The following is a 12,471-nucleotide window of genomic DNA, read 5'->3' as shown; positions in this document are numbered from 1 at the left end:
GCCCGTACGACACACACCGAGGGATGGGGAACGATGAACGCGCACAGCATCGCCGTGGTGGGAGCGGGAGTGGCGGGACTCACCGCCGCCCTCGTCCTGTCCCGCGCGCACGACGTGGTCCTCTACGAGGCGGACGACCGGCTCGGCGGCCACGCGCACACCCACCGGCTGCCCTCCGCCGAGGGCGGCACGCTCCATGTCGACACCGGCTTCATCGTCCACAACGAGCGCACCTACCCCCATCTGCTCCGCCTCTTCCGCGCGTTGGGCGTCACCACCCAGGACGCCGAGATGAGCATGTCCGTCCGCTGCGACGGCTGCGGCCTGGAGTACGCCGGGGCGCGCGGCCTCCACGGACTCCTCGGCGGCGGGAACGCCCGCAGCGGCCGGTACCTGCGGACGCTCGCCGCCGTGCCGCGCTTCCACCGCGCCGCGCGCCGCCTGCTCGCCGCCGACGACGACCCGACCCTCACCCTCGGCGACTTCCTCCGGGTCCACCGCTTCTCGCCCCACTTCGTCAGCCACTTCGCGATCCCGCTGGTCTCCGCCGTCTGGTCGTGCGCCGCCGACGCGGCCCTGCGGTACCCCGCCGGGTACCTCTTCCGCTTCCTCGACCACCACGGACTCCTCTCCGTGACCGGGTCCCCGCGGTGGAGGACCGTCACCGGTGGGTCCGCGGCCTACGTCGAGCTCGCCGCCAGACCGGTCTCCTCCGTGCGCACCGCCACCCCCGTCCGGGCCGTCGTCCGCGGCGACCGCCGCGCCACGGTCGTCACCGCGGACGGCGAGTCCGCCGAGCACGCCGCCGTCGTGATCGCCGTCCACCCCGACCAGGCCCTGCGGCTCCTCGCCGACCCCACCGAGCCGGAACGGCGCGTCCTCGGCGCCTTCACCTATGCGCGCAACCCGACCGTCCTGCACCGCGACACCCGGCTCCTGCCCCGCTCGCCGCACGCCCGCGCCTCCTGGAACTACCTCCTGCCGTCCTGCACCGCCCGCCCCGGCGCCGTCCAGGTCAGCTACGACATGAACCGGCTCCAGCGGCTGCGCACCATGGAGCCGCACATCGTCACCCTCAACCCCGGCGACCACGTCGACCCGTCGACCGTCCTGGCCCGCATGACGTACGAACACCCCGTCCACACCCCGGAGTCCGTGGCCGCCCAGCGCCTCCTGCCGACCCTGACCACCGCCGTCACCACGTACGCCGGCGCCTACCACGGCTGGGGGTTCCACGAGGACGGCTGCCGCTCGGGCGTCGAGGCGGCCCGCCACCTGGGGGTGACGTGGTGACACCCGCCACCGACGCCTTGCCGCCGGTCCCCGCCCCGCCGCCGGTCCCCGCCCTGTACGAGACCGAGATCGGCCACACCCGCGTCACGCCGCTGCGCCACACCCTGCGCCACCGCACCTACCTGTGGCTGATCGACCTCGACGAGCCACCGGTGCTGCCCCGGCCGCTGCGCCCCCTCGCCCGCTTCGACCCCACCGACCACTTCGACGGCACCGCCCCGACGCTCCGCGCCGGGCTCGACGCCTGCCTCGCGGCACACGGCGTCCGGGCGGACGGCCGGATCCTCATGCTCGCCCACGCGCGCGTGCTGGGCCACGTCTTCAACCCGCTCACCCTGTACTGGTGCCACGACCGCGCCGGTCGGCCCGTCTGCGTCGTCGCCGAGGTGCACAACACGTACGGCGGGCGCCACACCTACCTGCTCCGCCCCGACGCGCACGGGCGCGCCGAGACGCCCAAGGAGTTCTACGTCTCCCCGTTCCTCGACGTCGAGGGCGCGTACCGGATGCGGCTGCCGCTGCCCGGCGACCGCCTCGACCTCACCGTCCAGCTGCGCCACCCCGACGGCAGCCGCCCCCTGACCGCCACCGTGCGCGGCACCCGCAGGCCCGCGCACCCCCGCGGCCTGCTCGCGGCCGCGCTCCGCCACCCGTGGTCCACCGCCGCCGTCTCCCTCGGCATCCGCCGCCACGGTGTCCAGCTCTACCTCAAGGGCCTCCGGGTCCGGCCCCGCACCGCCCCCACCGCGCAGGAAGGCACCCCGTGACCCGCTCGACCCCGCCGTCCGCCGCTCGCCCCGGTCCCGGTCCCGGTCCCGGTCCCGGTCCCGGCGGCGTCCCGGTGGACGCCGCCCGATGGCCCGACGTCGCCCGGCTCCCGCGTGCCTCCGCCGCCCGCACCGCGGCGGCCCGGCTGCTCGTCCGGCGCGCCTTCGCCCGGCTGCCCCTGCGGATACGCACCGGACCCGGCGGCGCGCCCGCCGCCTCCGCACCGGCCGGTGGGGACGCCTCCGTACCGACCCTCACCCTCCACGACCCGGACGCCTTCCACCGGCGCGTCGGCGCCGACGGGCTCATCGGGTTCGGCGAGTCGTACATGGCCGGCGAGTGGGACGCCGACGACCTGGTCGGCGTGCTCACCGTCCTCGCACAGCACGTCGACGACCTCGTGCCCGCTCCGCTGCGCCGGTTCCGGGGCGCCTGGGTCCGCCGCAGGCCGACGGCCGACCGCAACACCCCCGACGGGGCCCGGGAGAACGTCCGCCGCCACTACGACCTGTCGAACGAGTTCTTCGCCCTCTTCCTCGACCCCGGGCTCAGCTACTCCTCGGCCGTCTTCGAACCCCTCCCCGAGGACCGGCGGGTGCTGTCCGACGCCCGCTTCACCGCGGCCCAACACGGCAAGATCGACCGCCTCCTCGACCTGGCGGGGACCGGACCGGGCACCGAACTCCTGGAGATCGGCACCGGCTGGGGCGAACTCGCGATCCGCGCCGCCGCCCGCGGCGCCCGGGTCCGCACCGTCACCCTCTCCGCGGAGCAGCTCGCCCTCGCCCGCCGCCGCGTCGCGGACGCCGGTCTCGCCGACCGGGTCACCGTCGAACTCCTCGACTACCGCCACGTCCGGGGCCGGTACGACGCCGTCGTGAGCGTCGAGATGATCGAGGCGGTCGGCGCCGAGTTCTGGCCCGACTACTTCACCGCGCTCCGCCGCCTCCTGGCCCCCGGCGGCCGGGTCGCCCTGCAGGCCATCACCATGCCGCACGAGCGGATGCTGGCCACCGCCCGCACCCACACCTGGATCAGCAAGTACGTCTTCCCCGGCGGCCTCATCCCCTCCCCGGAGGCCCTCGCGGACGAGAGCGCCGCCGCCGGACTGCGCATCACCCACGACACCGGGTACGGCGCCCACTACGCCGCCACCCTGCACCAGTGGCGCGCCCGCTTCCACCGCGCGGAGGCCGCCGTCGACGCCCTCGGCTTCGACGCCGTCTCGCGGCGCCTGTGGGACTTCTACCTCGCCTACTCCGAGGCCGGGTTCCGGGCCGGCCGCCTCGACGTCCGCCAGCTCCGCCTCACGGCGGCCGGCGCCGGGGCGGTGACCGCCACCGTCCCGGCACGCCGCCATGCGGGGGCATCGTGAGCGGCGTCGACACCACGACCCTCGGCACCGTCCTCGCCGCGTCGGCGGCCGCCGCCCTCGCCGTCATGCTGGTGACCTTCGTGCTCGGCACCGTGCGGCGGCTGCACCGGCTCGTCGACGTCGCCTGGGGGATCGCCTTCGCGGCCGTCGCCGTCGTGTCCTGGCTCCTCGCGGCCGGGCACGGCGACGACGTGCGCAGGACCGCCGTCGCGCTCGCCACCGTCGCCTGGGGGCTGCGGCTCGCCCTGCACATCGCCCGGCGCGGCCGCGGCCACGGGGAGGACCCCCGGTACGCGCGGATGCTGGCGCGCGGCCGCGGCCGGGGCCGCCCCGCCCTGCACGCCCTGCGGAAGGTGTATCTCCTCCAGGGCGCGCTCGTCTGGCTCGTCTCCCTGCCCGTGCAGGTCGCGGTCCTGCTGCCCGGGCCGCTGGAGGTCACGGCCTTCCTCGGACTCGCCCTGTGGGCTGCGGGACTCGCCTTCGAGGCGGTGGGCGACCACCAGCTCGCCCGGTTCAAGGCGGACCCGGCCAACCGGGGGCGCGTCATGGACCGGGGACTGTGGAACTGGACCCGCCATCCCAACTACTTCGGTGACTTCCTCGTCTGGTGGGGCCTCTATCTGACGGCCTGCGCGACCTGGCGGACCGCCCTGCTCACCCTCGTCTCCCCGCTCGTGATGAGCGGCCTCCTCATCTGGGGCAGCGGCAAACGGCTCCTGGAGGCACATATGGCCGACCGGCCGGGGTACGCGGACTACCGGGCCCGCACCAGCGGCTTCGTCCCCCTGCCGCCCGGGAAGCCCCGGCCCGGCGCCGCCGCCGACCGCGCCTGACCGGGTCCGACCGGGTCCGGTCAGGCGCGGTCGGACCCGGCTCAGTCCCGGCCGCGGCCCGCCGCCTCCGGGTCCCCGGCCCGCTCCCCGTACAGCCGGGAGAGGACACCGAGCGCCTCGCCCAGGCCGGTGGGGCGCACCATGCCCGGAGCGGGCGCGCGGCCGAGCCAGCCGGGGCCGGCGAGGAGGACGAGGGCTGCGGTGCGCGCGCCCCGCAGCCCGAACGCCGTCCCGGCGACGTGCCCGGCCAGCGCGTGGTTCGCGGTGGAGCGGGCCTGGGACCACAGGACGACGGCGGCCGGGCCGGAACGCCGTACCGCCGCGTCCAGGGCCTCGGCGGGCACGGCGCCGCCGAACATCCGGGTCGGCAGGGACCGTTCGGCCAGCCCGGCGGCGAGCGCTTCGAGCGGCAGCGTGTGCTGTTCCGAGGGGACGCACGCGAGCAGGACCGGCGGCGCCGGGGACGCCGGGGCCGGCCCGGTGACGGCGGCCCGCCGCAGCGCGGTGGAGATGTGCCAGGACAGCAGGTGCTCGACCTCGACGTAGCGGTCGCCGGACGATTCCCACTTGCGGCCCACGGCATGCAGGGTCGGGGCCATGATCTCCTCCCAGGCGGTCACCAGCCCGTGCTCCACGAGCGCCGCCCGCAGCAGTGCCTCCATGGCCGGCCCGTCGAGGCGCACGGCGGCCCGAGCGAGCCCGCGGCACTCCTGCCGCACGTCACCCAGCGGCAGGCCGCCCCCGCCGGCCGGACCGCCCCCCGCCGTCCTCACCGCCACGGGCGCGGGCGCGACGGGCCCCGCCGCCCCGGCGCGCACCGCCGACGCCCGCACCTCCCGGGCCGCCCGGGCCGCCTCGGCGGGCGGGACACCCGACGCCGTCAGACGGCACATCTCCTCCAGCATGGCGACGTCCGCGGGGCTCCACCGCCGGTGCCGTCCGTCCCCGCGGACGGCGGGACCGATCCCGTACCGCCGGTCCCAGGACCGCACGGTGGTGGGGGAGACCCCCAGACGGCGGGCCACGGCGCCCGTGGTGATCCCGTGAACGGCCTCGCGCATGTCACCACCGTACGATGCGGAAACGACGCGAGCCGGGGAGCGCGGTCACGGGCGCCACGCCTCGGCGGCCGCCGGCAGCCGCGTGACCACGCCGTCGGCCAGCCCCTCGAACTCCCCACGCAGGAAGGGCGCGGCCAGCCGGGCGAAGCCCTTGAACGTCAGCGACGCCGCGTAGGTCAGCCGCGTCGACGTCCCCTCCTCGGCGAACCGCAGGTCGTCCCGCGCGGTCACCGTCCGGTTCTCCCCGACGAACACGAGCCGCGCGGACTCCCGTACGACGAGCTCGTACCGCAGCTCGGTCGTACGGCCCCGGAAGCGTGACGTGTTCCGCCACCGCGCGCCCGGCCGCCCCGGCCCGTCGTCGAGCCGCACACAGCGGACGGTGCCGGGATCCCACTCCTCGGTCCGGGCGAAGTCCGTCAGATAGGCCACGACCTCGGCCAACGGACGCCGCACCACCATCACCCGCGTCACGCTTACCACCACGACGGCCCTCCTCCCGCTGTCCGCCGGGGCGCGCGACGGCCCCGGTCGTCAGGGATTCCGGCTGACGGGCCCGACCGGATGCACGGGGTCCCCGGGGCGGCTGACGGGTGCGTCGCACCGCTACGCTCCTGATGAGTCGTCCGTGGACCGCACGGTTGAAGAGATGGGTGGCCTGGGAAAGTGTTGCAAGAGGTCGTAGCGACCCGCTATGTCACGCCCCTGCGTGAGGGCGGATCGCTCCCCGGGATCGTCGAGGCCGATGACCTCGGCACGTACGTCATGAAGTTCACCGGCGCCGGACAGGGCCGCAAGACCCTGGTCGCCGAGGTCATCTGCGGACAGCTGGCCCGGCGGCTCGGGCTGCGGGTGCCCGAGCTCGTCACCATCCAGCTCGACCCCGTGATCGGTCTCTCCGAGCCCGACCAGGAGGTGCAGGAGCTGCTGAAGGCCAGCGGCGGGCTCAACCTCGGGATGGACTTCCTGCCCGGCTCGCTCGGCTTCGACCCGCTCGCGTACGAGGTCGACCCGGCCGAGGCGGGCAGGATCGTCTGGTTCGACGCCGTGATCAACAACGTCGACCGCTCCTGGCGCAACCCCAACATGCTGGTGTGGCACGGCGAGCTGTGGCTCATCGACCACGGCGCCACCATGATCTGGCACCACAACTGGCCCGGCGCGCAGGCGTCCGCCGCGAAGCCGTACGACGCCTCCGACCACGCCCTCGCCCCCTTCGGCCCGGACATCGCCGCCGCGGCCGCCGAGCTGGCGCCGCTGGTCACCAAGGAACTCCTGGACGAGGTCGCCGCCGACGTGCCCGACGAATGGCTGGTCGACGAGCCGGGCTTCGCGGGTACGGACGAGGTCCGTGCCGCGTACGTGGCCGCGCTGCTGCCCCGCGCCGCCACCATCCACGAGCGCATCACCCTCGGGCCGCGCACCGAGCGCCGCCCGCAGCAGCCCCCGGGCTGGCTCGCCGACCGCCTCGCCCCGAGGTCCCACGCCGCGCCGGACGCCCCTGAAGGCGGCCCCCGGGGCACCGGCCAGCACGCCACCGAGAAGGACAGCACCTCGTGACCGACCGCGACGTCTTCGAATACGCGCTGCTGCGCGTCGTGCCCCGTGTCGAACGCGGCGAGTTCTTCAACGCGGGCGTGGTCGTCTACTGCCGCGCCCGGTCCTTCGTCGCCGCCCGCACCCACCTCGACGAGGCCAAGCTCGCCGCGCTCGACCCGCGCGCGGACGTCGTCGGCGTCCGCGCGGCACTCCGAGCCGTCGAAGGCGTCTGTACGGGCGGCGAGGCCGCCGGGCAGGCCGCGGGCGACGACGCGGGCCGCCGCTTCCGCTGGCTGATCGCCCCCCGCTCCACCGTGGTCCAGCCGGGCCCGGTGCACACCGGCCTGACCACCGACCCCGAGGCCGAGGTCGAGCGCCTGCTGGACCTGCTCGTCCGCTGAAAGGTGCCGCCGGGCGGCCCGGCCGTCCGGGCACCGTGCCTGACCTGGGATCATGCGGACATGGACCAGGAAACGCCCGTCAGCCGTCTCGACCTCAGGACCGTCCTGCCCGACGCGGCCGACACCTGGCCGTCGGCCGCCGTACGGCCGCTGGTCGACGGGCGGGACGTGCTGGCGCGGGCGCATCCGGGCGGCAGGTCGAGCAGTTACCAGTACCTGTGGTTCGGGCCGCCGGAGAGCTGGCCGCTGTGGGCCGCCGAGGAGCCCCGCCGGGTCGTGCTGTCCAACAACGACTGCGACCCGGGCTGCTGCGGCGGCGTGTTCGTGACCGTCCGGCGGCGGGGCCCCCACGTCGAGTGGGTCGACTGGGAGAACACCCATGACGTCCGGGCCGCCCTCCCGGCCGAGGTCCGCTTCGACGCCGTGCGGTACGACGCCGAGCTGGCCCGGTCCGCCGCCGACCACGACTGGGAGGAGCCGGTGGACACGGCGGCCCGGCTGCTGGCCCGGCGGACGGCCGAGAACGGCTGGTACGAGCGGTGGGGCTGCACGCCCTACGTGAACGGCGTCCAGGTCCGTGAGCGCGGCGCGTCCGCCGCGGTCGTCATGCACTTCGCCGTCGGCCCGTCCGGCGCGGGCGACAGCGGCCGGTGGCACCTCCTCCCGCTCGCCCCGGGTGAGCCCGTCGAGGACCAGGTGGCGTCCTTCGTCGAGTGGATCACGGCGAACGACCCCCGTGACACCGCCGCGGGCCGGTGACCCCGCGAGGGCTGCCCCCGCACGTCAAGGCGCGCGGCGCGTGATCCGGTGCACCCGGTGGGCCGTTGACACCGGGTGCCAGGGCTTCTAGCGTCTCGTCTGCGGGTGATACTAAGCGGTCGCTCATCTCCGGGTCGAGGGATTCCGGGGGAACGGGCCGCCCGCTGGGTAGGGACCGTATCCAGGGACGTTCCAAGGGCGAGGAGAACAAGCATGTCCACCACCGAGCAGCGGGTAGCCGTCGTCACCGGTGCGGCGCGGGGCATCGGCGCCGCCACCGCGATCCGGCTCGCGGCCGAGGGCCGTGCCGTCGCCGTGCTCGACCTCGACGAGGCGGCCTGCAAGGACACCGTCGAGGCGATCACCGCGGCGGGCGGCACCGCGCTCGCCGTCGGCTGCGACGTCTCCGACAGCGCCCAGGTGGAGGCCGCCGTCGCGCGGATCGCCGCCGAGCTCGGCGCGCCCACCATCCTGGTGAACAACGCGGGCGTGCTCCGCGACAACCTGCTCTTCAAGATGTCCGAGTCGGACTGGGACACCGTGATGAACGTGCACCTCAAGGGCGCGTTCCTGATGAGCAAGGCGTGCCAGAAGCACATGGTGGACGCGGGCTTCGGCCGGATCGTGTCGCTGTCCTCCTCCTCGGCGCTCGGCAACCGCGGCCAGGCCAACTACTCCGCCGTCAAGGCCGGTCTGCAGGGCCTCACCAAGACCCTCGCCAAGGAGCTCGGCAAGTTCGGCGTCACCGCCAACGCCGTCGCCCCCGGCTTCATCGTCACCGAGATGACCGCGCAGACCGCCGAGCGGGTCGGCATGGGCTTCGAGGAGTTCCAGGCCGCCGCCGCGTCGATGATCCCGGTGCAGCGGGTCGGCCGCCCCGAGGACGTCGCCCACGCGATCGCCTTCTTCACCGGCGACGCCGCCGGATTCATCTCCGGCCAGGTCATGTACGTGGCCGGCGGCCCGCTCAACTGACGCGCGGCGCGGGAGGAACGAGCAGATGAGCAGCGAGCGCATGAGCAGCGAGCACAAGGGTGGCGAGCACGTGAGCGGCGACGGCGACGGGCGCGGCCCGAAGGAGCTGCCCGAGCTCTCGGGCAAGGTCGCCCTGGTCACCGGCGCCAGCCGGGGCATCGGCTACGGCGTCGCCGAGGCCCTGGTGGCCCGCGGCGACCGGGTCTGCATCACCGGACGCGGCGAGGAGGCCCTCAAGGAGGCCGTGGAGCGCCTGGGCGCCGACCGGGTGATCGCGGTCCCCGGCAAGGCCCACGACGAGGCCCACCAGGCCGCCGCGGTCGAGGCCACCATGGCGGCCTTCGGCCGGGTCGACTTCCTGGTCAACAACGCGGGCACCAACCCGGTGTTCGGGCCGATCGCCGAGCTGGACCTCGGTGTCGCCCGCAAGGTCTTCGAGACCAATGTGGTCTCCGCCCTCGGCTTCGCCCAGCACACCTACCGGGTCTGGCAGAAGGAGCACGGCGGGGCGATCGTGAACATCGCCTCGATCGCCGGGCTCTCCGCCTCGCCGTTCATCGGCGCGTACGGCATGAGCAAGGCGGCGATGATCAATCTGACCATCCAGCTCGCCCATGAATTCGCACCCTCGGTACGGGTCAACGCCATCGCCCCGGCCGTCGTGAAGACGAAATTCGCCGCCGCCCTGTACGAGGGCCGGGAGGCCGAGGCGGCCGCCCCGTACCCGCTCGGCAGGCTCGGCGAGCCCGAGGACATCGGCGGCGCCGCCGCCTTCCTCACCTCGCCCCAGTCGGATTGGATCACGGGCCAGACTCTGGTCGTCGACGGCGGCATTTTCCTGAACGCCGGTGTCGGGTGACCGATATCCGGACACCTTCCTGAATTCTTGACCGGTTTGGCCCCGGTTGCGGATCGAATGCCTCAAGTGCCCTGCCAGGGCGGAAGATTGACCTGGCAGGGCGCTGCGGTATGGTCGGCCGACCCCAGGCTGAACGAGGAGCGTGCACGTGTTCAACCGGACCAGTCTGCAGGCCGCTGCAGCCCTTGTGTCCATATCCCTCCTGTCCGGATGCAGTGTGTTTTCGGACGGTGAATCGGCAGCGGACCAGAGAATCGTCGTGGGGACGACGAGTTCTCCCACGACCCTCGATCCGGCGGCGGCCTGGGACAATTCCTGGGAGCTTTTCCGGAATGTGTTCCAGACGCTCGTGGCCTTTCCCACCGGAACGACGATCCCCAAGCCGGACGCCGCCGACTGCGCCTTCAAGGGGACGTCGAGCCGCGTCTACGAATGCACCATCCACGACGGTCTGACCTTCTCCAACGGCCACAAGCTGGACGCGGCCGCGGTGAAGTACTCGATCGACCGCATTCGCACGATCAATGTCGACGGCGGCCCGAACGGCATGCTCAAGTCGCTCGAAAAGATCGACGTGATCGACCCGCAGACCGTGGTCTTCCGGCTGAACCGGCCCGACGCGACCTTCCCGTTCATCCTCGCCACCCCGGCCATGTCGATCGTCGACCCGGCCGAGTACCCGGCGGACAAGCTCCGCAAGGACGGCAAGCTCGTCGGCTCGGGACCGTACGTCCTGGACTCCTACGCCGAGGGCGAGAAGGCCGAGCTCACCCGCAACGCCGGTTACAAGGGCTTCGCCGACCGCAAGAACGGCGGCGTCACCATCCGGTACTTCAAGGAGTCCGAGCCCATGGTGGCCGCGCTCAAGAAGAAGGAGATCGACGCCACGTACCGCGGCCTGACCGCCGCCGAGGTCGTCGAGCTCCAGGCCGACAAGCCCGAGAACAGCGGCCTGCAGCTGGTCGAGTCGACCGGCGCCGACATCCGCTACCTGGTCTTCAACGCCGAGGACCCGACGGCCGCCAAGCTGCCGGTCCGCCGGGCCATCGCCCAGCTCGTCGACCGTGACGCGCTCGTCAACACCGTCTACCAGGGCACCGCGGAACCGCTGTACTCCATGGTCCCCAAGGGCATCGCCGGGCACACCACCAAGTTCTTCGACCGCTTCGGCTCGCCCGACCCCGCCAAGGCCAAGCGCATCCTGCGCGACGCAGGCATCACCGAGCCGGTGAAGATGGACTTCTGGTACACCACCGACCGCTACGGCTCCTCCACCGGGCCCGAGTTCGTCGAGCTCAAGCGGCAGCTGGAGGCGTCCGGCCTGTTCGAGATCACCCTGCACGGCAAGCCGTGGAAGGAGTTCCAGCCGGGCTACCAGAAGGGCCAGTACCCGGTGTTCGGCCGCGGCTGGTTCCCCGACTTCCCCGACGCCGACAACTTCATCGCGCCCTTCGTCGGCGAGGACAACGTCCTCAGCACCCCCTACGTCAGCCCCCGGATCTCCGACCAGCTGATCCCCAAGTCGCGCCGCGAGAGCGACCGCGCCGCCGTCATGGACGAGTTCAACGAGGCGCAGGAGATCATGGTCCGCGACGTCCGGCTGCTGCCGCTGTGGCAGGGCAAGCTGTACGTCGCCGCGAGCGAGGACATCGCGGGCGGCGAGCGGGCGCTCGACCCGCAGACCGTCATGCAGATGTGGGAGCTGGGCCGCCGCACCAGCTGGTGACGACCGACCGACCGCGCACGGCCCCGCACGACCGACCGACTGCCCGCCGACCGCCCGCGACCGCCTCCGACGGCGGTCGCGGGCGGCGGCACGAGCGGCCGGAGCGGGCCGCGGGACGGGCGGCGGAGGGCGTTGTCAGTGGGCACCGGTAGGTTCGTTCCCGGAGTGACAAGCAAGCCCACGGAGGTTGTTGACGTGACCGACACCGACATGCTGCCCGAGTCCTGGCGCGGCGTCCTCGGCGACGAGCTGGAGAAGCCCTACTTCAAGCAGCTCACCGAGTTCGTCGAGGAGGAGCGGGCCAACGGGCCGGTCTACCCGCCGCGCGACGAGGTGTTCGCCGCCCTCGCCGCCACCCCCTTCGACCGGGTCAAGGTCCTGGTCCTCGGCCAGGACCCGTACCACGGCGAGGGCCAGGGCCACGGCCTGTGCTTCTCCGTCCGGCCCGGGGTGAAGACCCCGCCGTCACTGCGCAACATCTACAAGGAGATGCAGGCCGAGCTCGGCCACCCCATCCCCGACAACGGTTATCTGATGCCGTGGGCCGAGCAGGGCGTGCTGCTGCTCAACGCGGTGCTCACGGTCCGGGCCGGCGAGGCGAACTCGCACAAGGGCAAGGGCTGGGAGAAGTTCACCGACGCCGTCATCAAGGCCGTCGCCGACCGGCCCGACCCGGCCGTCTTCGTCCTCTGGGGCAACTACGCCCAGAAGAAGCTGCCGCTCATCGACGAGACCCGGCACGTGGTGGTGAAGGGCGCCCACCCCTCGCCGCTGTCCGCGAAGAAGTTCTTCGGCTCGCATCCCTTCACCCAGATCGACGCGGCCGTCGCCGCCCAGGGCCACGAGCCGATCGACTGGCGCGTGCCGGACCTCGGCTGAGCC

13 protein-coding genes are annotated in these 12,471 nt (G+C 73.6%); 11 read left to right on the top strand and 2 right to left on the bottom strand.

Going from position 1 to position 12,471, the window contains the following annotated elements; all coding sequences use genetic code 11:
* The first annotated feature begins 33 nt into the window (after positions 1–33).
* Genes ACIPXM_RS29095 through ACIPXM_RS29080 form a run of 4 tightly spaced genes read left to right on the top strand, consistent with a single transcriptional unit; the run spans position 34 to position 4,269 of the window.
* Positions 34–1,293 carry an NAD(P)/FAD-dependent oxidoreductase gene (locus tag ACIPXM_RS29095; protein ID WP_401661388.1) on the top strand — a complete coding sequence of 420 codons (1,260 nt, stop codon included), beginning with the start codon at positions 34–36 and terminating at the stop codon, positions 1,291–1,293.
* A complete protein-coding gene (locus ACIPXM_RS29090) occupies positions 1,290–2,060 on the top strand; it encodes a DUF1365 domain-containing protein (RefSeq protein ID WP_401661386.1) in 771 nt (256 codons plus the stop codon). Before ACIPXM_RS29095 ends, ACIPXM_RS29090 begins: the two co-directional genes overlap by 4 nt.
* Positions 2,057–3,436, top strand: a complete 1,380-nt coding sequence (locus ACIPXM_RS29085) for a class I SAM-dependent methyltransferase (RefSeq protein WP_401661383.1) — start codon at positions 2,057–2,059, stop codon at positions 3,434–3,436. Before ACIPXM_RS29090 ends, ACIPXM_RS29085 begins: the two co-directional genes overlap by 4 nt.
* The gene (locus ACIPXM_RS29080; protein ID WP_401661380.1) at positions 3,433–4,269 is read left to right on the top strand and encodes a DUF1295 domain-containing protein; all 837 of its coding nucleotides are present in this window, start codon (positions 3,433–3,435) and stop codon (positions 4,267–4,269) included. Before ACIPXM_RS29085 ends, ACIPXM_RS29080 begins: the two co-directional genes overlap by 4 nt.
* Before the next feature lie 41 nt (positions 4,270–4,310).
* On the opposite strand, the gene ACIPXM_RS29075 is transcribed toward ACIPXM_RS29080, so the two are convergent.
* Together ACIPXM_RS29075 and ACIPXM_RS29070 are read right to left on the bottom strand one after the other, a co-directional pair.
* On the bottom strand, positions 4,311–5,330 hold the full coding sequence (locus ACIPXM_RS29075; protein WP_401661377.1) for a MerR family transcriptional regulator: 1,020 nt from the start codon (positions 5,328–5,330) through the stop codon (positions 4,311–4,313).
* Between the two features lie 45 nt (positions 5,331–5,375).
* Positions 5,376–5,816, bottom strand: a complete 441-nt coding sequence (locus ACIPXM_RS29070) for an SRPBCC family protein (RefSeq protein WP_401661374.1) — start codon at positions 5,814–5,816, stop codon at positions 5,376–5,378.
* Between the two features lie 180 nt (positions 5,817–5,996).
* On the opposite strand from ACIPXM_RS29070, the gene ACIPXM_RS29065 reads away from it, so the two are divergent.
* The 7 genes from ACIPXM_RS29065 (at position 5,997) to ung (ending at position 12,468) form a co-directional block, all read left to right on the top strand.
* Entirely contained in the window at positions 5,997–6,890 is an 894-nt protein-coding gene (locus tag ACIPXM_RS29065; RefSeq protein WP_401661371.1) for a HipA family kinase, read from the top strand.
* Complete coding sequence (locus ACIPXM_RS29060; protein ID WP_401661369.1) at positions 6,887–7,270, top strand: DUF3037 domain-containing protein; 384 nt, start codon at positions 6,887–6,889, stop codon at positions 7,268–7,270. The genes ACIPXM_RS29065 and ACIPXM_RS29060 overlap by 4 nt, the downstream gene beginning before the upstream one ends.
* Positions 7,271–7,330: 60 nt before the next feature.
* The gene (locus ACIPXM_RS29055) at positions 7,331–8,029 is read left to right on the top strand and encodes a hypothetical protein (protein WP_401661366.1); all 699 of its coding nucleotides are present in this window, start codon (positions 7,331–7,333) and stop codon (positions 8,027–8,029) included.
* A 213-nt stretch (positions 8,030–8,242) separates the two neighbouring features.
* Positions 8,243–9,004, top strand: coding sequence for a 3-oxoacyl-ACP reductase FabG (gene fabG / locus ACIPXM_RS29050; protein ID WP_401661364.1), 762 nt, complete (start codon positions 8,243–8,245; stop codon positions 9,002–9,004).
* Positions 9,005–9,044: 40 nt separating this feature from the next.
* Entirely contained in the window at positions 9,045–9,863 is an 819-nt protein-coding gene (locus ACIPXM_RS29045; protein ID WP_401661451.1) for an SDR family oxidoreductase, read from the top strand.
* Between the two features lie 148 nt (positions 9,864–10,011).
* Positions 10,012–11,589, top strand: a complete 1,578-nt coding sequence (locus ACIPXM_RS29040; RefSeq protein ID WP_401661361.1) for an ABC transporter substrate-binding protein — start codon at positions 10,012–10,014, stop codon at positions 11,587–11,589.
* 195 nt (positions 11,590–11,784) lie between these two features.
* Positions 11,785–12,468 (top strand): uracil-DNA glycosylase, encoded by a 684-nt coding sequence (gene ung / locus ACIPXM_RS29035; protein ID WP_401661358.1) that lies wholly within the window; start codon positions 11,785–11,787, stop codon positions 12,466–12,468.
* The last annotated feature ends 3 nt before the right edge of the window (positions 12,469–12,471 follow it).

This window comes from Streptomyces sp. NPDC090025 (assembly GCF_044748125.1).
Lineage (GTDB): Bacteria > Actinomycetota > Actinomycetes > Streptomycetales > Streptomycetaceae > Streptomyces.
Note: the sequence above shows the minus strand (reverse complement) of the source record. Positions and strands in the feature narration are given on the sequence as shown.